Below are 21,049 nucleotides of genomic sequence, written 5' to 3'. Positions count from 1 at the left end.
TCGGGGCGAGGTTCGCTCGCTGCCCGCCCGATATCGCCCCGCAAACGCGGCAGCGAGCCTAGATCACCGTGCCGTCGGCGATCTCGGCGTTCTTCTCGATCACGACGATGCCGTCGCTGATGTAGAAGCCTGGCCCCTCGCCCTCGCTCGTCCCTTCGCGGTTCGCGATCGTGCAGTCATTCCCCACCGACGCGTTGCGGTCGATGATGGCGTTCTCGATGAACGTGTTCGTCCCGATGCCCGGCCGTTTTGGTCCCTGTACCGGCTCGCGGTTCAGCGTCTCCTGCCACGGGTAGTAGTCCGAGCCCATCACCACGGCCCGCCGGATGGTCGAACCGCGCCCGACGAACGAGCGGAGCCCGATGACGCAGTCGGTGATCTCGGCGCCGACGATCACGCTGCCCTCGCTGATGATCGCGTTCCGCACGGCGGAGTTCTCGACCTTCGCCGGGGCCAGCATCCGCGCGTTCGTGTAGAGCGGCATCACCGGGTCGTAGAGGTTGAAGTCGGGCTTTGGCTGGGCGAGCATGAGGTTGGCGTCGAAGAACGAGCGGATCGTGCCGATGTCGCTCCAGTACGCCTCGAACGGGTACGAGAGCACGCGGCGCTCCCGGATGGCGCGCGGGATGATCCCCTTGCCGAAGTCGTGGTCGTCGGGGTCCGCGTCGAGCATCTCCTTGAGGACGGACGAGTTGAAGATGTAGATGCCCATCGAGGCGAGGTAGACGCGGCCCGCCGCTTCCATCTCGTCGGAGACCGGGCTCTCCTTCCCGTCGAGCTGGTCGAGCGGCGGCTTCTCGTGGAACTCCGTGATGGCGTGGTGCTCGTCCGTCTTCAGGATTCCGAAGCCGGGAGCGTCGTTGGCGTGAACGGGTGTCGTCGCGATCGTGATGTCGGCCCCGTGCTCGCGGTGGTGGGCGAGCATGAGCCGGTAGTCCATGCTGTAGAGCTGGTCGCCCGAGAGGATGGCGACGTACTCGTGCGGGAAGCTATGGATGTGGGGGAGCGACTGGCGGACGGCGTCGGCCGTGCCCTGGTACCAGTGCTTCGACGAGAGCGTCTGCTCGGCGGCGAGCACGGTGACGAACCCGCTGCGGAACCGGTCGAACCGGTAGGCGCGGGCGATGTGGCCGTTGAGGCTGGCCGAGTTGAACTGGGTGAGGACGAAGATGCGGTCGAGCCCGGAGTTGAGGCAGTTCGAGATGGGGACGTCGACGAGGCGGTACTTCCCGGCGAGGGGGACGGCGGGCTTCGCGCGGTAGCTCGTGAGGGGGAACAGCCGCGTCCCGGCGCCACCGCCGAGGATGATGGCGAGCATCTGGTCCATGAGAGGAGGGGTGAAGTGGAGCGGGTGAAGGGGGACGGACCGCGCACGGTCCGGGCCTCAACGTACGAGTTACAACGTTCTACGTCACAGGAAAGTCACGATGGCTTCTCGCAAGAACGTCCTGCTCACGCGCCGCTCACGCCATCTCTGCGAGTTCGGCCCACCGCTCCACGTCGCGGTCGAGTTGCTTCACGAGCGCGTGCAGCTCGGTGGAGAGCGCGGTGACGGCATCGAAGTCACTCGCCGCCTCAGCCATGCGCTGCTCGATGTCTGCCTTCCGCTCCTCGGCCTCCTCGATCCGCACTTCAAGCGACTCCAGCTCGCGCTGCTCTTTGTACGACAGCTTGCGCGCCCCGGTCGATTTCGCTGCGGGCGCGGCGGCGACTGGTTCCGGCGGGGGAGCGGGGGCCGTTGCTCGCTTCGCCGCTGCGCGCTCCGCTTCAGCCTGCTCCGCCTCTTCGCGTTCGTGGATCTCCAAAAACGCGCTGTACGCCCCCGGATACTCCCGCAGCCTTCCCTCGCCCTCGAACCGGAAGAGGTGGTCGACGGTGCGGTCGAGGAAGTAGCGGTCGTGCGAGACGACGATGAGGCAGCCGGCGAACCCGTCGAGGTAGTCTTCGAGCGCGACGAGTGTGGGGATGTCGAGGTCGTTCGTCGGCTCGTCGAGGAGGAGCACGTTCGGCGCGCCCATCAGCACGCGGAGGAGGTAGAGCCTCCGCCGCTCGCCGCCGGAGAGGAGGCCGATCGGGGTGTACTGCATCGCGGGCGGGAAGAGGAACCGCTCCAGCATCTGGCTCGCCGTGATGAGCGCGCCGTCGGCCGTGCGGACGACCTCGGCCACCTCTTTGATGTAGTCGATGAGGCGGAGGTCGTCGTCGAGCGCGCGGCTTTCCTGGTCGTAGTAGCCGATCGTCACGGTCTTCCCAAGCGTGACGGTGCCGGCGTCGGGCGCGAGCCGCCCCGCGATCATCTCGAGGAGGGTCGTCTTGCCCGATCCGTTCGGCCCGATGATGCCGAGCCGGTCGCCGCGCAGCACGTTGTACGTGAAGTCGGCGACGAGCGTCTCGCCGTCGAACCCCTTCGAGACGTCGTCGAGCTCGACGACCTTCGTGCCGAGCCGGGTCGCGGGGGCCGAGAGCTCGATCTCCGCCGCGGCCCGCTCGGTGGGCTCAGAGAGGAGGGCTTCGGCTCGGTTTACGCGCGCCTTCTGCTTCGTCGTCCGCGCCTTCGCTCCGCGCCTCAGCCACGCGAGCTCGCGGCGGGCGAGGTTCTGCCGCTTCTGCTCCTCGGCCTCGTCGCGGAGCGCCTGCTCCTCCTTCTTCTCGAGGTAGTACGTGTAGTTGCCGTCGAAGCGCTGCGCCGTGCCGCCGTCGAGCTCCAACATCCGGTTCGTCACGCGGTCGAGGAAGTAGCGGTCGTGCGTGACGAGGAGGAGCGCGCCGGTGTAGCGGGCGAGGTAGCCTTCGAGCCACGAGATCGTCTCGGCGTCGAGGTGGTTCGTCGGCTCGTCGAGGATGAGGAGGTCGGGCCGGAGGACGAGCGCGCGGGCGAGGGCAACGCGCTTGCGCTGCCCGCCCGAGAGCGTCCCGACAATGGCGTCGGTGTCGACGATGCCGAGCCGATCGAGCACGGCTTTCGCATTCGCTTCGAGGTCCCACCCGCCCGACACGTCGAGTTGGTGTGAGAGGTCAGACAGCCGTTCGAGCAGGCGTTCATCCGACCCGCCGGTGGCGTCGAGCTTGTGCAACGCCGCTTCGTAGTCGTGGAGCAGTCGCGTCCGTTCGTTCCCCTGATCGAAGACGGCGTCGAGCACGGTCTGCGCGTCGTCGAACACGGGGTTCTGCGGGAGATACGCGACGTGGCTCCCGCTCGTCGCCGCCACGCGCCCCCCATCCGGCGGCTCGACGCCCGCAATGATGCGGAGGAGGGTCGTCTTCCCCGACCCGTTCGGTCCGATCACGCCCATCCGCTCGTCGGCCTCGAGGACGAACGTGACGTCTTCGAGGAGCGGCTTCACGCCGTAGTTTTTGCGGACAGCGTCGAGCGAAAGCAGGGGCATCGGAGGCGGGGAGCGTAGGAGGGAAGCGAGGCTGAAAGAGAACACCGCCCGCCGCCGCCGACCGTGGATTCAGGGTGCGTTCTGCTCGCGCTCCATTTGCTGACCGGTAGGGGCTGACGTCGATGCGCGCCGAACGCACGTCTCCCGCACCGATGGGCTTCCACCGGTGCAGGGACGTGCTAGGGCTGGAGCGGGCGGCTTACTTCTTCTTGCCGCGCAGTTCTGCTTCCGCCCGGTGCCAGTCGTCTTCGTGGCTACCGTGGGCACCGCCGCGCTGCTGGTGGAGCTCGTACGCCCGGCGAGCGATGTCCTCCTGCGTCGGCCCGCTGTTCTTCTTCGCGGTCGACTTCTTCGCAGCGGGCTTCTTGGCCGCCGCGTCGTCGGCCTTCGTGCTCTTTGCAGCGGCCTTCTTGGCGGCCGGCTTTTTCGCGGCAGGCTTCTTCGCCGCCGTCGATGTAGCCGCGGCCTTCTTGGCTGCCGGCTTCTTAGCTGCCGTCGACTTCGCGGCGGCGGCCTTCTTGGTCGTGTCCGCCGTCGAGGCGTCGGGCGTCTCGGGGGAGGCGTCTGTGTTTTTCGGGGCTGTAGTCTTAGCCATGGGTCTCGGGTGAGTGGGTGAAGGGTTGTTTTTTGTGGGTAGGTAGGGGGCGAGTGCCCTCAGTCCGTCGCGAACGCCATCGTCGTGAGGAGCGCGTTTCTCGCTTGCCGCGAGTCGAGCCGGGTGTGCTGGACGACGACGGGTACATCGCTCTCGATGAGGCTTGCGTTGTCCGTCCCGCGTGGGTTTGGCTCGGGGTAGGCCAAGTCGTTGAAGCGGACGTGCTTCGTTCGGCGCGCCGGGACGGTCACGCGGTACGGTCCAATGGGCTCGCAGTCGGCGAAGAACACTGTGACCTCGAGGTGCGCGTCTTTACTTCCCGCGTTGAGGACGCAGAACGTCTCGTGGCTGGCAAATTCCGGTTCGGGGCCAGTGCCCCACGCGGGGATGTATCCCTCTGCGATAGCCCAGCGACGTTTGCCGGTTGGGGTAGGCATGAGCGAAGAGGATGGGGAAACGATGGGAATTGGGTACAGCGTAACAGGCGGAGCGGTTTCAGAACGGGCCTCGAAGGAGGACGCCGTCGGCAGGCTGAGGGCGAGACGCATGCGGGTCCCTCCCACTCTGACCTGGGGGAATCCCTGTTTCTGCTTACCCTGCGATCGGAGTCACTGTATATAAAAACGTTGTATACGTGTATTTTTTGAATTATTAAGGCCTTCGCCGAGAATTGACTAGGGCGTGCCTGTCAGCTTGTCAGAAACAGATACGTTGGAGCGGTTGTTGAACGTTGTTAGAACGAATTCCGACACGATCGACCGTCGGGATGCTGACTGCCCTGCCGTTGCACCTACCTGAATCTGAGTGGATACTACCATCGAAACCCGCCGATACGTCAAAACCGCCCCGCACACGCGCGCCCGCCAAGCTCGCCGCGACACCCTCGAAGCTATGAACGACGAGGATCTGATGCGGCAGTTTCAGGCCGGCACGGTCGAGGCGTTTAATATCCTCGTAGACCGCTACTCCGAGCGGCTCTCCCACTACCTCTACCGCTTCAACAAAGACCGCCGCCGCGTCGAAGACCTCCTCCAGGAGACGTTTCTCCGCGTTTACCGCAACCGACACTCGTACCGTCCCGTCGCGAAGTTCTCGACGTGGCTCTACACGATCGCCGGCAACCTCGCGCGCAGCGAGTACCGCAAGCGCAAGCGCCGGCAGACCTACTCCATCCAGTCGCAGAGCCGCGACGGTGAGGAGTACGAGATGCCGCTGCCGGACGAGACGTTCCTCCCCGACAAGAGCGCCGAAGCTGCCATCCAGGATCGCCACATCCAGGACGCGCTCCGGCAGATTCCCGAGGAGTTCCGCGAAGTCGTCGTGCTCCGTGACGTGCAGAACCTCGCTTACGAGGAGATCGCCGAGATCACGGGGCTCCCGATGGGGACGGTGAAGAGCCGGATCAACCGCGGCCGCACCAAGCTCCAGAACCTGCTCGACGACGTGTACTCCGTGCAGGTCAACTGACGTACGCCGTCTGAATCAGTCTAGAGGGGGGACTCCAGTGATGGGGTCTCCCCTCACTACGTTTGACTAGTGCGCGCGTGATCCCTGAGCTCGCTGCCGCCTTGGAACGGGGACAGGTACGGTTAGTGAAAAAGGGGCGAGTCACCCTTCGCAATGCTACGCCACCGCGGAAGCGCTTCGCCGAGCGGACGTATATTCCGCCTTCTCTTTTCCCCGCCCTACACATCCCTATTACTCATGGCTAAAGTCGACGTCGTCATGCCCAAGATGGGCGAGAGCGTGATGGAAGGCACCGTGCTGACGTGGTCGAAGCAGGTCGGCGACGAGGTCGAGCTCGACGAGACCCTCCTCGAGATTTCCACCGACAAGGTCGACTCCGAGGTGCCGTCCCCGGCCGCGGGTCGGATCGCAGAAATCATCGTCCCCGAGGGCGAGACCGTGGAGGTGGGGGCGAAGATCGCCGTCATCGAGACGGACGTGGACGCGCCCGTCGGCGGCGATGGTTCGAGCGCCGGACCCGACGCAGCGGCGGCCGAGCCCGAGGTGTCGGAGGAAGCGAAGCCCGCCGCGCCGAACATCGAACCGGTGGCGGAGGAGGCTGCCGAAGCCACGGGCGCCGGAGCGCAGGCGAACGCCGAAGCCGCTCCGCCCGTCGCAAGCGGAGGGGGCGAGCGCACCGAAGTCGTCATGCCGAAGATGGGCGAGAGCGTGATGGAGGGCACCGTGCTGTCGTGGGCCAAGCAGGTCGGCGACGAGGTCGAGCTTGACGAGACGCTGCTGGAGATCTCCACCGACAAAGTCGATTCTGAGGTGCCGTCGCCGGCGAAGGGTATCCTCGTCGAGATCCTCGTGCAGGAAGGCGAGACGGTTGACGTCGGCGCGCCGATCGCGATCGTTGCGACGGGCGACGGAGCGGCTGCCGGCGCGTCGCCCGCTCCGTCGGCCCCGAAGCAGCAACCGGCAGCGGCCGAGGCGGGGGAGACCCCGTCGGCGCCCGAGAAGAGCTACGGGATGACGGGCCGCGCCCTCGCCGGCGACGGCTCGCCCCTCGCTGAGCCCGCCGAAGCGGAGGTCGCCGCGAGGGGCCCGCTGCAGCGACGTGGCGAGGACGGCCGGTTCTACTCGCCGCTCGTTCGCTCGATCGCGAGCGCCGAGGGCGTTTCCCAGCGAGAGCTGGAGTCGATCAAGGGCACGGGGACGGAAGGGCGTGTCACGAAGCAGGACATCCTCGGCTACGTCAAGCAGCGCACGTCGGCGCCGGCCCAGACGCAGGCAGCGCCGCAGCAACGCCAGGCACCCGCCGCGCAGCCTAAGCAGGGGGCGAAGCCGGCCGCGCCGCCCCCCTCGGGCGACTACGGCGACCGCGTCGAGATCATTGAGATGGACCGGATGCGGCAGCTCATCTCCGAGCACATGCGCCGGTCGAAGGACACGAGCGCGCACGTCACCTCGTTCAACGAGATCGACGTGACGAACCTCGTGAAGGCGCGGGAGAACAACAAGCGCGCGTTCCAGCAGCGTGAGGGCGTCAAGCTCACGTTCACCCCGTTCTTCGTTCGCGCCGCCGTCGAGGCGCTGCGCACGCACCCCACGCTCAACGCCTCCGTCGAGGGCAAGCGGATCATCGTCAAGAAGGACTACCACATCGGGATCGCCGTCGCGATCGGCACGAAAGGCCTGCTCGTCCCCGTCGTCCGCGACGCGGGGCAGAAGAACCTCACCGGGCTCACGCACGCGATTGCCGATCTCGCCGACCGGGCGCGGAACAAGCAGCTCATGCCCGACGAACTGCAGGGCGGCACGTTCACCGTGACGAACGTCGGCAGCCTCGGCTCGCTGATGGGCACGCCGATCATCAACCAGCCGCAGGTGGCGATCCTGTCGCCCGGCGCGATCAAGAAGCGCCCCGTCGTGGTCGAGCACCCCGAACTCGGCGACATCATCGCGATCCGGCAGATGATGTACGTCTCGCTGACCTACGACCACCGCATCATTGACGGCTCGATGGGCGCGAGCTACCTGCAAGCCTACAAAGACGCGCTGGAGAGCATCGACCCGAACGAGGCGATCTGAGGGACGTCGAGTCGTGACGCTTACAACGTACGGGGGCCCGAAGCAAAAATCTCGCTTCGGGCCCCCGTACGTTTTGCGTTTTGAGAGGGCGGAAGCCCGTAGATTGCGGCTTCCAATAGCCGTTATCTCCATGCCCGACGCCGCCGGCCCGCCCCTCGTCCTCTCCGCTGCCGAACTCGAATCGCGCCTCGAGGGGTTCGTGAGCGAGTACCTCAAGGGGAAGAGCAAAGAGACCGTCGGCACGTACCGGCGCTCGCTCAACGAGTTCGAGCGGTGGCACGCCGTCGAGCGGGGCCGTTCCCCCTCTGGAGGGTTCCGCTTCCGCACGGAAGACGTGGAGCGGTACAAGAAATATTTGATGGAGGAGCGTGAACTGAGCCAGGTCTCGGTCTCGACGTACCTCACGGCAATCCGTCGATTCTGCCAGTACCTCGTCGACATCGGGCTGCTGGAGGAGAACCCGGCGCGGCCGGTCAAGGGCAACCGCCGCCCGAGCGAGCACTCGCGCAAGGTGTTCACCGAAGAGGAGGTGGAGCAGCTCAAAGACGTGCTCCGCACCGCGAGCCCCATCGAGAAGCGCGACCGGGCGATCGTCTACCTCATGCTCTACGCCGGGCTGAGCGAGATCGAACTCGTCCGTGCCGATATGCAGGACCTCGACCAGACCCTCCTCGGGTGGTTCCTCCGCGTGCAGGGCAAGGGCCACACCGTCAAAGACCAGCAGGTCCCCATCGACCCGCCGGTGATGGACGCGATCCGGCTCTACCTCGACACGCGCGGGCGCGTCCGGCCCGAGGACCCGCTCTTCGTCTCGCACGGGCACCGCTCGGCGGGGGAGCGGCTCAACACGCGGAGCGTCCGCAGCCGGATCAACGGGCTGCTGAAGGCGGCCGGGCTCAAGCGTCCCGGCGTCTCGCCGCACTCGCTGACGCACACCGCCGCGCTCATCTGGCTCAACGACGGGATGGGCGTCGAGGAGGTCCGCCAACGGATGCGCCACGGCACGCTCGACACGACGATGATCTACTTCAAGAAGCAGGGCCTCCTCAAGCGCAGCATCGAAGACCGCGCGTGAGCGCAAGGCTCAATCCTCGCTACGCCCGAAGGTGAGGACTGCCGTCGGTGGCATCTTGCGTTCGGCTGCGAAGCCGGGGTAGGGCTGGAGGAGGTGGAGGAACACGGGATAGCCTTTCACCATCACGGGCCTCGCTTCTTCCAGATTGGAGACGGCGCGCTGGATGTTCTCGACAGCGTCACCGGGCAGGTGGCCTTCGATGGTGAGGAGGAAGGGCGTCACAGCGTCGGCTCCGCTAGGAGTAGCTCGGCGGAGAGTGAAGTGCGCTGCGGCCTCGCCACGGGAGGCGCACGACGTGTCCTCGGGACAGCGGGTATCCTGCGATATGCTGTCGAAGCGAACAACGGCGTCCGCATCGAGGAAATCCACGACATCGCCCTGTTCCAGAACGACCGTCTCGCCGAGCTGTGCTTGGATCGGCGCACGTGGTCCGGAGGACCTGCTTCCAGAGCACGACGCGAGAGAGCACGCGAGGACAAGCAGGGGCAGGCGCTTCGAAATGGAGCTAGGCGGTGCCGATGAAAGCTCAGCAATGAACGCGCGTGTCATCGCATCGTACGGCGGACTTCAAGCGTGGCGGTCGTCGGCATGTCCGCTTCCTCGGCGAGTTCGGGGTAGGGCTGGAGGAGATAGAGCGCGACCGAGAACCGGTCCACCTGCTGGAAGGTGACGCGCTCGGAGTCCGGCATCTCCATCACGAGGCCCGGCATCTCCAGCTTGAACGGCGTGGTCGAGCCGTCGGCTTCGAGGAGGGTGAAGTGAGCGTAGGCCTCGCCGGCGCGGACGCACGTCGCGTTCGCCGGGCACCGGCTGTCGCTCGTGATGCTGTCGAAGCGGACCTCCACGTCGTCGGCGGGGAAGCGGGCTTTCGCGCCGAGTTCGACGGCGAAGGGCTCGCTGAGCGTGATCCGTTGCGTCGGCTGATCGTCCGTGATCTCTTCCGTGCTCATGGTAGGAGCGTCGTCCCGCATCGACTCGCTCGTGGAGCAGGCGCCGGCGGTGAGGGTGAGGGCGAGGAGCAGGAGCGAGAGGCGCATGGCGGAGGGGATAGGGGGAAGGGAGACGCGGCCTAAACTAGCCCGAAGCGCCCATTCGTACCCGGCCAAATCCTGTGCGCTCAGATCCGGGTGCGGAGCGTGATGTGGTGGAGGCCGCCGAACGAGCTCCACGCGTTGTAGGCGTAGTCGAACCCGAAGCGGCGGAGGTTCAGCCCGAAGCCGAGGCCGAGCCCGGCGAGGTCGATCCGCGTCCCGGTCTTGAGCTCCTCGTGGAGCCGGTGGTTGTAGCCCGCGCGGAGGGCGAACGCCTCGCCGAATTGCAACTCGCCGCCGATCGAGAGGTGGCGGGCGATCTCGTTGAGCGCCGTCCCGTTCTCGCTCTCGAACGAGGTCAGGTCGTAGCCTGCGACAGTGATGAGGAGCGGGACATACTGCAGGCGCTTCGACACCGCGAAGCGGAGGTCCGTGGGGAGTTCGTCGCCCTCCGCCCCGAGGTCGCTCGTGACCACGCCGAGGTTGTGGAGCGAGGCGCTGAGCGCGAGGCCCTGCGCGGGGATCTGGTACGTCACGCCAAAATCGGCGGCGAGGGCGTTCGCGCTCGCGTCGTCGACGGAGGAGAACACGGCGTGGGCGCTGCCGCCGACGTGGAGGCGGTCGCCGGCAGGCCGGGCGTAGCTCAGCGTGACGATCGCGTCGGAGGCGCCGAACGTGTCGCCGGAGCGGGTGCCGTCGGCGTCGGCGCGCTCGAAGTCGCCGTAGGAGAGGAAGCGGACGGACCCGGCGACGGTGCCGCCGAGGCGCTCGACGTGGCGGGCGTAGACCACGAATCCGGCGCTGATGTCCGAGAGGTGGTTGAGGTAGCTCACCGCGAGCTGCCCGTGGTCGGCCTCGCCGAGAAGGGCGGGGTTGGCGAAGAGGGCGTTCACGTCTTCGCCCGAGCCGACGCCGTAGGCCCCAGCGAGGGCCGTCGCGCGGGCCGAGGGTTCGAGCCGGAGCAAGCCGAATCCGGTCAGTCGGCTCGGCTGAGCGCTCGCGAGCGTGGGCAGGACGACGAGGGCGGTGAGGAGCAGGGAGCGCAGCATGAAGACAAATCGGCAGGGAGGACGGGAGGCAGGGAAACCGCCGTAAAGAACGGGAGGAAACGCGTAGCGGGCGGGAACGCGCGTTGGCACCTCGCGTGAGAGCACGGCTGACGCATCGGCATCACGTTTGCGAGCACGCTGCGCGTAGTATCCAGAGCCGATAGGCGGTGTCCTCCGTTGTAGTTTGCTGCCGGATTGGCCGATAGCCCGAAAGTATAAGGTACGATGCCCGTGAGCGGGCCTCCCGTGCAAAAATCCCGCACCGTCGCCCGCGTACGGACCCGCCGGCGCCCGCGCTGTCCGCTTTCGAAGAATCGCGCGCGCCGCATGGCCCTGCCGCCCCACCACGTTGTATCGTCCGAACGCTCGGCCCCGCGCCCTGCCCCGCGGCCACGACTTTTGAAGTAGACCCCATTCCCTACGTCCCATGTTGAACGTCATCAAGAAACTCTTCGGCGAACGGAATAAGCGCGACATCTCGCAGTTCCAGCCGCTCGTCGACGAGATCAACGACTACGCCGACCGCTTCCAGCACCTCACGGAGGCCGAGCTCAAGGGTAAGACCGCCGAGTTCAAGGCCCGCATCAACGAGGCCGTCGCCGAGCTCGACCGCGAGCGGACCGAGATCCGCGCCCGCCTCCGCGCGGCGAACGAGGAGCCGGTCGGCGGGGACGGGCAGGCTCCCGATGCCGGCGAGACGCTCAGCCACGCCGAGCGGCAGACGCTCGTCGAGCAACTCGACGACCTCGAACAGGAGTGGCTCGACACCGTCGAGGACGTGCTCGAAGAGCTCCTGCCCGAAGCGTTCGCCGTCGTGAAGGAGGTCTGTCGCCGCCACCTCGGGAAGACGTGGGAAGCGGGCGGCAGCGAGATCACGTGGGAGATGGTGCCGTTCGACGTGCAACTCATCGGCGGCATCGTGCTCCACCGCGGGCGCGTGGCCGAGATGAAAACGGGCGAGGGTAAGACGCTCACGTCCGTCGCCCCGATGTACCTCAACGCGCTCGTCGGGCGCGGCGTCCACCTCGTCACGGTCAACCCGTACCTCGCCCAGCGCGACGCGCAGTGGATGGGGCCGATCTACGAATACCTCGGCCTGACCGTCGATTGCATCGACGGACACGAGCCGCACTCGGCCGGCCGCCGCCAGGCGTACCGCGCCGACATCACGTACGGCACCAACAACGAGTTCGGGTTCGACTACCTCCGCGACAACTCGTTCGTCGTCGACGCCAACCAACTCGTCCAGCGCCGCCACCACTACGCGATCGTGGACGAGGTGGACTCCGTGCTCATCGACGAGGCGCGAACGCCGCTCATCATCTCCGGCCCCGTGCCGGACGCCGAGGAGGACCGCTTCGAGGAACTGCGGCCCCCCGTGGACCGGCTCGTCTATGCCCAGCAGAAGCTCGTCGCCGGCCTCGTCGGCGATGCGGAGCGGCTGCTCAAGGAGCAGGCCGCGGCCGAAGCGGCGGGCGACAAGAAGGAGGCGCGCCGGCTCGAAGACGAGGCCGGCCTCGCCCTTCTCCGCGCCGAGCGCGGCTACCCGAAGAACAAGCGGCTCATCAAGCTCAAGGGAGAGCCCGGTGTCGACCAGCTCCTCCGCAAGACCGAGTTCTTCTACCTCCAGGACAACGCCAAGCGGATGCCCGAGGTGGACGAGGTGCTCCACTTCGCCCTCGACGAGAAGCAGCACTCGCTCGAGCTGACGGACCAGGGCCGCGAGTTCATCGCGAAAGCCGCAGGCTCGGACATCGAGTTCTTCATCATCCCCGACGTGGGCTACGAGATCGCTCGCATCGAGAAGGAGTTCGAGCAGAAGAAGGAGGACCTCCGCGCCGAACTCAAAGCCGACGCCTCGCTCTCCGACGAGAAGCGCCAGCACAAGCTCGACAACGACCTCCGCGTGCTCGCCAACGAGATGGAGGCCGCCAAGCGTGACCTCTACACCCGCTTCGCCGAGCGCTCCGAGCACATCCACGCCGTCAACCAACTCCTCAAGGCGTACACGCTCTACGAGAAGGACGTCGAGTACATCGTCCAGGACGAGAAGGTGCAGATCGTCGACCAGCACACGGGCCGTGTGCTGCCGGGCCGCCGCTACTCCGACGGGCTCCACCAGGCCATCGAAGCGAAGGAGCAGGTGCAGGTCCAGAAGGCGACGCAGACGTACGCGACGATCACGCTGCAGAACTACTTCCGCCTCTACCACAAGCTCTCCGGCATGACGGGCACGGCCGAGACCGAGGCCGAGGAGTTCGGGAAGATCTACGACATGGAAGTCTCGATCATCCCGACGAACCGCCCGATCGCCCGCGCCGACGAGGAAGACCTCGTCTACAAGACGAAGCGCGAGAAGTACAACGCCATCCTCGACAAAATCCGCGCGTACCACGAGGCCGGCCAGCCCGTACTCGTCGGCACCACGAGCGTCGACGTGTCGGAGACGCTCGCGCGGATGCTCAAGCGGCAGAACATCCCGCACAACGTGCTCAACGCGCGGAAGGACCGCGCCAAGAGCGAGGCCCAGATCGTCGCCGAGGCGGGCCGCGAAGGCGCCGTCACGATCGCGACGAACATGGCCGGGCGCGGGACCGACATCAAGATCAAGGACGCCGTCAAAGACAAGGGCGGCCTCGCGATCCTCGGCACCGAGCGCCACGAGTCGCGCCGGATCGACCTCCAGCTCCGCGGCCGGTCCGGCCGCCAGGGCGACCCCGGCGAGTCGGTGTTCTACGTCTCGCTCGAAGACGACCTGATGCGCCTCTTCGGCCACGACCGGACGGCGAAGATCATGGACAAGCTCGGGATGGAAGAGGGCGAGGTGATCACCCACAAGTGGATCACGAAGGGCATCGAGCGCGCGCAGAAGAAGGTCGAGCAGAACAACTTCGCCATCCGCAAGCGCCAGCTCGACTACGACGACGTGCTCAACGCGCAGCGCACCGTCATCTACGACCAGCGCCTCCACGCCCTCCTCGGCGACCGGCTGCACTCGGACATCCTCGACATGCTCTACCAGGTCGTCGAGCGCCTCGTCCACGCCCACTTCGGCGACGGCGACCTCGACGGGCTCCGCGAGGAGCTGATGCGGACGCTCGCGTTCGACTTCGAGATGGACCGGCAGAAGGCGTTCGGGCTCGGCGAGGACGGGATGATCGAGGCCGTCTACGACGCCGCGCTCGCCCACTACAACCGCAAGCGCGAGTCGCTCGCTCGCCCGTTCTTCAACTCGATCCAGGAGATCGTCAACCGCCCCGACGACGAGAAGAAGCCCGAGCGGCTGTTCGTCGACTTCACCGACGGTCGCAAGATGATGCGCGTCGTCGTCCGCCCCGAAGACGTGGTGGCGACGAACGGGCAGGAGGTGAACGACGGGCTCGAACGCGCCGCCGTGCTCTCGACGATCGACAGCCGGTGGACCGAGCACCTCCGCGACCTCGACGAGGTGAAGGAGGGCATCGGGCTCCGCGCCTACGGGCAGAAGGACCCGCTCATCGAGTACAAGATGGAGGCGTACAAGCTCTTCGCCGAGATGATGCAGGAGATCCAGCAGGAGGCCGTCTCCCTCGTCTTCAAAGCTGGCCCGCTCGTCGACGGCAAGCGCGTGCAGACCCAGACCGCCGCGCCGAAGTCCCGCCTCGACCGCAGCCGGGCGCAGGCGCAGAAGGAGGAGAAGCAGAGCTACGGTGTCAACACCGGCGGCAACGGCTCCTCCGCCGAGCGCGACCCAACGGTGGCCGCCGAGCCCGTCGTCGTCGAGAAAGAGCCCGGCCGCAACGACCGCGTGACGATCATGAACCCGTCCACCGGGGTCGAGGAGACGCTGAAGTACAAGCACGCCGTTTCGAAGATCAACAACGGCTGGATGCTCGTCCGCGTGGAGGACTGATTTCGGGGATGCCGGATAGAATGAGGGGCTACCCAGGCCAGTCTGAGGTAACAGGGAGGCGACTTCTGATCGCGTTGCTGCTAGTATCAGTGGCGTTCAATGTCTGGCTGAGTTGGAGCGCCATCGAGCGGTGGCTCGGCTTCCCCTCGATTTGTGAGGCGCACCGGACGGGGGTCTTGACTCGCGCGGTCGACATCGGCGTTTTCTCGGACACGGGAGGAGAAATGGAGACCGTGTTTACTCTCCCGAAGGGACTGGCAGTTGGGGATGTGATGTCACCCAATACTATCGGGGAGTTCGAGCCCTACCGCTTCGCAATTATTGTGACGGCAGGCAGAGAGGGTCTTGTGGACTACTCGGGGCCGGTTGACAGTCTCCACCGCTTCGGATACGTTTATTCAGCAGACTATCCGTAAGTCTACCCTGTGGTGATTCGGAAGGTGGGAGATCGCTAGCTTGCGGTCTCCCGCCTATCGTCCGAGTGTCCCGATGTCCTACGCCGACTTGCTGGTCTCCGTGGTTGCCTTCGCTGCGATCGGGAGCGGGCTGATGGGCGGGCTGTTCTTCGTGTTCTCGAACGCGGTGATGCCGGCCCTCGCGCGACTCGCCCCGGAACGCGCCGTCGCGTTCATGCAGGCCGTCAACGTCACGATCCTCAACCCGCTCTTCCTGTTCCTCTTCGTCGGGACGGCGGTGGCATGCGCGTTCCTCCTCCTCGGTGCGCTCATCGGCTGGCACCCGCCGACGCTGAACGTGCTCGCGGGAGCCGCGCTCTACCTCATCGGGGCCTTCGGGGTGACGGCCGCTGGAAACGTCCCGCTCAACAATGCGCTCGCCGAGCGAGAGGGGGCCGACGCCATCGCGTTCTGGCCCGACTACGCCGCGCGGTGGACGCGGTGGAACCATGTGCGGACCGTCGCTTCGATTGCCGCGGCGGGATTCCTTACACTCGGGCTCTACGACCTCGCGACCCTCACGCTCTAGCCCTCCTTCGACCTCATGCTCAGCCGACGACGACCCTCCGCGAAACGGCAGTTCACGTGGCGACAACTCGCCTTCGAAGTGTTCGTCGTCGTGCTCGGCGTGACACTCGCGCTCGGGGCGAACGAACTCCGACAGCACTTCGTGGACCAGCGCGAGGAGCGCGTGGCACTGCGTGGGATCGCGGGCGAGATGGCATACAACTGCGAGCGGCTGACACAGGCGCAGACCTACCACCAGCGTGTCCTCGCTGAACTCGACAGCGTGCGGGTAGCGAACGCCTCGGCCGTGCAAGGTGACGGGATGATCGCGATGCGGCAGATGCCGACGTGGCGTGGGTACAACCCCGCATTCGTCACGACGGCGGCGTACGAGACGGCGCAGGCAAAGGGCGCACTCGCGCTCTTCCCGTACGAGCAGGCGCTCGGCATCGGCCGCTACTACACCCTCGTCGAGATGTACCAGGGGCTCGTGCGGCAGGCGCTCGGCGTCGTCATGCAGACGGGGGAGCCGACGCTTGCACAGGTGGAGGTCGTCCTGCGGATCTCCGCCGAGTTGCAGCGCGAACTCGCGCCGCAGTCGTGCGAGGGCGCGCGGCAACTCGGCGGCGAACCCACCGAGTCTGCATCGGATTCGCCGGCCTCGGATTCGTAAACTCCGGCCCTCCGCTGTGCCATCCGTAGAGACGCAGCATGCTGCGTCTCTACCGCCGATTCCACGAACGCGCTATGCTCCGCAGCCTCCACATCCGCGACTACGCCCTCATCGAGGCGCTCGAGGTCGAGTTCGACAGCGGGCTCAACATCATCACCGGCGAGACGGGCGCGGGCAAGAGCATCCTCCTCGGCGCGCTCGGCCTCATCCTCGGCGAGCGAGCCTCGACCGAGGCCGTCCGCGCGGGTGCGAAAAAGGCCGTCATCGAGGGCCTCTTCGACGACGCGAACGAGGGGCGGCTGCCCGACCTCCTCCGCGCGAACGAGATCGAGCCGAACGAGAACGGCGTGCTCATCGTCCGCCGCGAGGTCTCGGGCACGCACAGCCGCGCCTTCGTCAACGACACGCCCGCCACGCTCGCCGTGCTCCGCGACGTGGCCGAGCAGCTCCTCGACCTCCACGGCCAGCACGAGCACCAGTCGCTCCTCCGCACCGAGACCCACCTCGCGCTCCTCGACGACTTCGGCGGCCTCGGCGGGCTCGTGACGACCTACGCCGACCACTACGCCGACGTCCTCCGGCTCGGGCGCGAGCGCGACACGCTCGTCCGCCGTGAGAAGCAACTCGAACAGCAGAAGTCGCTCATCGAGTTTCAGATCGGCGAGATCGACGCCGTCGCGCCCGAGGCCGACGAGGAGGACGCGCTCGAAGCCGAGCGGCGGATTCTGGAGAACGCCGAGACCCTCTTCGAGGCCACGTCCGGCCTCTACGAGATGCTCTACGAGAGCGAAGACGCCATCTACGACCGCCTCGTCGTCGTCCGCAACGAGCTGCGCGACCTCGCCCGGATCGACAGCGCGTTCGAGGCGACGCTCGCCGAGATGCAGTCGGCCGAGATCGCCGTCGAGGAGGCGACGAAGTTCTTGCAGGACTACAACGCCCGGATCGAGTTCAATCCCGAGCGGCTCGAAGGCATCCGCGAGCGGCTCGGCCAGCTCGAAACGCTCAAACGGAAGTACGGCGGTTCGCTCGACGCCGTGCTCGACCACCGCCGCGAGATCGGCGAGACGTACGCGCTCGCCGCCGACTTCGAGGGCGCGATCGCCCGGCTCGACGGGCAGATCGGCGAGGCGCAGACGCGGCTCTCCGAGGCCGCGTACCGCCTGAGCCAGAAGCGCCACGAGGTTGCCGAGCGGATCGAGAAGATGATCCGGCAGGAGCTCGCCGACCTCGGGATGCCGCACAGCCAGTTCGTCGTCGAGTTCGCGCACGAGGCCGACGCGGCGGGGTGGGTCGCGTTCCCGAACGGGCCCCGGACGGAGCGGCTCCGGGCCTTCCCGCACGGCGCCGACGTGGTCGAGTTCTACATCACGACGAACGTCGGCGAGGTCCCGCGCCCGCTTGCAAAGGTGGCCTCCGGCGGCGAGATCAGCCGGATCATGCTCGCGCTCAAGACCATCCTCGCCAAGAGCGAGCGGCTCCCGATCCTCGTCTTCGACGAGATCGACGTGGGGATCTCCGGCGAGATCGCGCGGCGCGTCGGCGAGAGCATGCAGCGGCTCGGGGCCTACCACCAGATCATCGCCATCACGCACCTCCCGCAGATCGCCGCGCTCGGCGACCACCACTTCCTCGTCGAGAAGTACGTCGAGGGGAAGCGGACGAAGACGCGGATCAAGCGGCTCGCCGACGACCAGCGGGCGCGCGAGGTGGCCGCGCTCGTCAGCGGCGAGGCCGTCAGCGAGGCCGCGCTCGCGAGCGCCCGCGAGCTGATCTCGGCGGGGAGACGGGAGTAGGCTTGGCGACCCGCATGAATTTTCTCGGTCCCGTTTGCGCAGCACGACCTGCAATTATCTTCGCCTCTTCGCGTTAGTAACCTGCCGCATGCATCGTCTCGTCCTACTCTTTCTTGCCGTTCTTCTCGCCGTGCCGTCGTCCGCGCAAGAGGGGACTTGGGACTACTATGTCCCCGGTTACCCGGGCAGTTGGGATGGTCCCAGCATCGCCCGCGATGGCGACAACACCTGGATCGCCGTGCAAGGGGGCGGCTCGGGCGGCGTTGAGGGCGCGCTCCTCCGCCACGACCGCCGGACGGGTCGCGTTACGACCTACACCCCGTTCAATTCCGGCCTGCCGAGCGCTCGTATCGCCGCGCTCGCCCTCGGTGCCGAGGGTGAGCTGTGGGTCGGGATCCCGTGGCTCGATGGAGGCGACGGGGCCATCGCGCGCTTCCGCGACGGGGCGTGGACGGTGTACGACGCCGCGAACACGCCGGAACTGCGCGGCGAAGTCACTACGCTGCACGTGGACGCCGCTGGCGCGCTGTGGGTCGGGACCTACGGTGGGATTCTCCGCTTCGACGGGACGGCCTGGACGGCGTACACGACGGCCAACTCGGATTTCCCGCTCTCCTACGTCCGGGCGATCCATAGCGACGAGAGCGGGGTGCTCTGGGCGGGCGGCTGGGGGCTCGCACGCTTCGACGGTATCGGTTGGACGGCGTGGACTCCCGATAACTCGGACCTCCCCAACGACGGGATGATCGCTCTCGCCGTGACGGGGCCGGACGAGGTGTGGGCCGGCACGCAGCAGGAGGGTCTCGTCCACCTCGACGCCGGCGAGGTCACCATCTACACCCGCGACGAATGGCCGATGGATACGATCCGGCCCGACAGGCTCGCCGTGGCACCGGACGGGAGTGTGTGGGGCACCGCCGGCAACCTCTTCCGCATCGTGGACGATGTCCTCCTTGAAGTAGAGACGGAGGGGTTTTCGGTGTCTCGCACGTTTGTGCTCGACGGTGACGAGCTGTGGTCGTGGCTGGCCGTGGCGCCTGAGTACGAAGGGCAGTTGGGCTACGTCGAGACGACGGGCGGGATGGTCTCGGCCCCGACGACGTTCTCGCTGGGTCCGAACGATACGTGGCTACCCGCCGTCGCCTGGGGGCCGGATGGTGCGCTCTATTTCGGTACGCAGAGCTACGGTGTCGGCCGCTTCGACGGGCGGGACTGGACGCACTGGCACCCCTACTGGACCGGCCTCCCAGACGGCCGCATCGACGATCTCGCTGTCGACCGCGACGGTGGCCTGTGGGCCGCCCCGGCTGGCGGCGGCCCAGCACGTTTCGACGGCGAGGTCTGGACGGAGTACACCGATGGCCTACCGGCCGACCTCAGCGGCACCCGCGCCCTCGCCGTCGTCCTGGAGCCCGGCGGGACGGAGACGATGTGGGCAGCGCTCGAACGCTGGGGCGATGCGGGCCAGGGCGCCGCACTCGCTCGATTCAACGGGACCTCGTGGGAGTGGCTCACGCCCTCCGGCGTCGACCTCTTCTCGACATACATCCACGCTGCGGCTGGAGACGCCGACGGTAACGTGTGGCTGGCGACGCGGGATCTCGGCGTGGTCCGGACTGACGGGGAAACGGCGATGTCCTACACCTCTGCCGACGGACTCCCGACGGACTACGTCACCGACATCGCCGTGGATGCTGGGGGTACGGTGTGGGCCACGTCTCCTTTCGGAGCGCTGGCGCGCTTCGATGGAGCGGCGTGGTCGGTGGTGCCCGCTAGCGCCACGGGCGTCACCGAGCCTGCTAGCGTCGCGGTCGACCCGCAAGGGGGCGTGTGGGTTGGCGGCGAGAGCGCGGCGGCGCAGTTCGACGGCGAGACCTGGAGGAGCTTCACCTCGCAGAACGCCCCGCTCCCCCCCGCCGACTCGCTGGGCGGCTTCCCGTTCGTCTCCATCGCGCCGGGGCCGGACGGCCGCGTGGCGTTTGGGACGGCTTTCCGCGGCCTCTTCGTCTATACCCCCGCTGGGATCGTGCCGGCGGAAGACGACGCTGCGGCGCCTGCGGCGCTGCTACTAGAGCAGAGCTTTCCGAACCCGACCGCTGACGCGGCGACGATCCGTTTCTACGTGCCGCCGGCGAACGGTGCCCCCGTTCGTCTGGACGTACTTGACGTGCTCGGTCGCCGTGTCGCGACGCTTGTCGAGGGGCCGCTCGCGCCGGGTCCCCACGAGGTCGGCTTCGATGCTTCGTCCCTTCCAACAGGAACGTACCTCTATCGTGTCTCAGTCGGACAGGTGGTAGTTACGCGTCGCCTGCTCGTCGTTCACTGAAGGGGGGGCGAGCTGATCTCCGCCGGCAAGCGCGGCGAGGGCTGAGCGATGACGGACCGCCGCCGGAGGGACTCCGCATGACGCTCTACGCGCTCGACCTCCTCGGCGTGGCCGTCTTCGCCATCAGTGGGGCTCTCGCCGCCGGCCGCAAAAGCCTCGACCTCCTCGGCGTCTTCGTGGTGGCCGTCGTGACGGCGATCGGGGGCGGGACGATCCGCGACGTGCTCCTCGACCGGAGTCCGATCTTCTGGATCGAGGACACGACCTACCTCCTCGTGATCGGCCTCGCCGCCGCGGCGACGATCCCCACGGCCCGCGCCGTTCCGTCGGTGAAGCGGGGGACGGCCCCGCGCCGCGCCCTCCTCATCGCCGACGCCTTCGGCCTCGCGCTCTTCACCGTCAGCGGCGCGCGGATCGCCCTCGAAGCCGACCTCCCCGGCGTGATCGCGGTCGTGATGGGGGCGGTCACGGGGACGGCGGGCGGGGCCATCCGCGACGTGCTCACGAGCGAGATCCCGCTCATCCTCCGGCGCGACCTCTACGCCACGGCCTCGCTCGCGGGGGGGCTCGTCTACGTCGGTCTCGTCGCGCTCGCCGGGCCGACGCTCGCGGCGGCGTTCGTCGGGGCGGGCGTGGTCGTCGCACTCCGCCTCGCGGCGATCGTCTGGGGCCTCGACCTCCCCGTCTTTCGTCTCCATCGCGGCGCGTCGGAGTCGTAGCACGC

At 67.3% G+C, this 21,049-nt stretch carries 17 protein-coding genes; 10 read left to right on the top strand and 7 right to left on the bottom strand.

What is annotated here, in order from left to right:
* Positions 1-58 precede the first annotated feature (58 nt).
* The 4 genes from ABJF88_06145 to ABJF88_06130 all read right to left on the bottom strand — a co-directional run bounded on the left by ABJF88_06145 (position 59) and on the right by ABJF88_06130 (position 4,418).
* Positions 59-1,327, bottom strand: coding sequence for a glucose-1-phosphate adenylyltransferase (locus ABJF88_06145; GenBank protein MEP0546493.1), 1,269 nt, complete (start codon positions 1,325-1,327; stop codon positions 59-61).
* 136 nt (positions 1,328-1,463) lie between these two features.
* Entirely contained in the window at positions 1,464-3,386 is a 1,923-nt protein-coding gene (locus ABJF88_06140; protein ID MEP0546492.1) for an ABC-F family ATP-binding cassette domain-containing protein, read from the bottom strand.
* A 199-nt stretch (positions 3,387-3,585) separates the two neighbouring features.
* On the bottom strand, positions 3,586-3,981 hold the full coding sequence (locus ABJF88_06135; GenBank protein MEP0546491.1) for a DUF2934 domain-containing protein: 396 nt from the start codon (positions 3,979-3,981) through the stop codon (positions 3,586-3,588).
* Between the two features lie 59 nt (positions 3,982-4,040).
* Positions 4,041-4,418 (bottom strand): sensory rhodopsin transducer, encoded by a 378-nt coding sequence (locus ABJF88_06130; GenBank protein ID MEP0546490.1) that lies wholly within the window; start codon positions 4,416-4,418, stop codon positions 4,041-4,043.
* 454 nt (positions 4,419-4,872) lie between these two features.
* On the opposite strand from ABJF88_06130, the gene ABJF88_06125 reads away from it, so the two are divergent.
* From ABJF88_06125 to ABJF88_06115, 3 genes are all read left to right on the top strand, one after another.
* Positions 4,873-5,448, top strand: coding sequence for a sigma-70 family RNA polymerase sigma factor (locus tag ABJF88_06125; protein MEP0546489.1), 576 nt, complete (start codon positions 4,873-4,875; stop codon positions 5,446-5,448).
* Between the two features lie 237 nt (positions 5,449-5,685).
* Positions 5,686-7,521 (top strand): 2-oxoglutarate dehydrogenase, E2 component, dihydrolipoamide succinyltransferase, encoded by a 1,836-nt coding sequence (gene sucB, locus ABJF88_06120; protein ID MEP0546488.1) that lies wholly within the window; start codon positions 5,686-5,688, stop codon positions 7,519-7,521.
* A gap of 130 nt (positions 7,522-7,651) precedes the next feature.
* The gene (locus tag ABJF88_06115) at positions 7,652-8,596 is read left to right on the top strand and encodes a tyrosine-type recombinase/integrase (protein MEP0546487.1); all 945 of its coding nucleotides are present in this window, start codon (positions 7,652-7,654) and stop codon (positions 8,594-8,596) included.
* A gap of 9 nt (positions 8,597-8,605) precedes the next feature.
* Here the strand turns inward: ABJF88_06115 and ABJF88_06110 are convergent, their stop codons facing one another.
* The 3 genes from ABJF88_06110 to porQ form a co-directional block, all read right to left on the bottom strand.
* Entirely contained in the window at positions 8,606-8,818 is a 213-nt protein-coding gene (locus tag ABJF88_06110; GenBank protein MEP0546486.1) for a hypothetical protein, read from the bottom strand.
* 323 nt (positions 8,819-9,141) lie between these two features.
* Positions 9,142-9,633: a hypothetical protein gene (locus ABJF88_06105; protein MEP0546485.1), complete on the bottom strand. Its 492-nt coding sequence runs from the start codon at positions 9,631-9,633 to the stop codon at positions 9,142-9,144.
* Positions 9,634-9,713: 80 nt separating this feature from the next.
* Positions 9,714-10,676 (bottom strand): type IX secretion system protein PorQ, encoded by a 963-nt coding sequence (gene porQ, locus ABJF88_06100; protein MEP0546484.1) that lies wholly within the window; start codon positions 10,674-10,676, stop codon positions 9,714-9,716.
* A 427-nt stretch (positions 10,677-11,103) separates the two neighbouring features.
* On the opposite strand from porQ, the gene secA reads away from it, so the two are divergent.
* From secA to ABJF88_06065, 7 genes are all read left to right on the top strand, one after another.
* Positions 11,104-14,568, top strand: a complete 3,465-nt coding sequence (gene secA, locus ABJF88_06095) for a preprotein translocase subunit SecA (protein MEP0546483.1) — start codon at positions 11,104-11,106, stop codon at positions 14,566-14,568.
* A gap of 8 nt (positions 14,569-14,576) precedes the next feature.
* A complete protein-coding gene (locus tag ABJF88_06090) occupies positions 14,577-14,984 on the top strand; it encodes a hypothetical protein (GenBank protein MEP0546482.1) in 408 nt (135 codons plus the stop codon).
* 73 nt (positions 14,985-15,057) lie between these two features.
* Positions 15,058-15,552 carry an anthrone oxygenase family protein gene (locus ABJF88_06085; GenBank protein ID MEP0546481.1) on the top strand — a complete coding sequence of 165 codons (495 nt, stop codon included), beginning with the start codon at positions 15,058-15,060 and terminating at the stop codon, positions 15,550-15,552.
* A 15-nt stretch (positions 15,553-15,567) separates the two neighbouring features.
* The gene (locus tag ABJF88_06080) at positions 15,568-16,203 is read left to right on the top strand and encodes a hypothetical protein (protein MEP0546480.1); all 636 of its coding nucleotides are present in this window, start codon (positions 15,568-15,570) and stop codon (positions 16,201-16,203) included.
* A gap of 38 nt (positions 16,204-16,241) precedes the next feature.
* The gene (gene recN, locus ABJF88_06075; GenBank protein MEP0546479.1) at positions 16,242-17,999 is read left to right on the top strand and encodes a DNA repair protein RecN; all 1,758 of its coding nucleotides are present in this window, start codon (positions 16,242-16,244) and stop codon (positions 17,997-17,999) included.
* 88 nt (positions 18,000-18,087) lie between these two features.
* On the top strand, positions 18,088-20,325 hold the full coding sequence (locus ABJF88_06070; protein ID MEP0546478.1) for a T9SS type A sorting domain-containing protein: 2,238 nt from the start codon (positions 18,088-18,090) through the stop codon (positions 20,323-20,325).
* A gap of 77 nt (positions 20,326-20,402) precedes the next feature.
* Positions 20,403-21,044: a trimeric intracellular cation channel family protein gene (locus ABJF88_06065; protein MEP0546477.1), complete on the top strand. Its 642-nt coding sequence runs from the start codon at positions 20,403-20,405 to the stop codon at positions 21,042-21,044.
* The last annotated feature ends 5 nt before the right edge of the window (positions 21,045-21,049 follow it).

The sequence above is a fragment of the Rhodothermales bacterium genome, assembly GCA_039944855.1.
Classification (GTDB): domain Bacteria; phylum Bacteroidota; class Rhodothermia; order Rhodothermales; family JANQRZ01; genus JBBSMX01.
The sequence above is the reverse complement of the archived record's forward strand: the minus strand, read 5'-3'. Positions and strand labels throughout refer to the sequence as shown.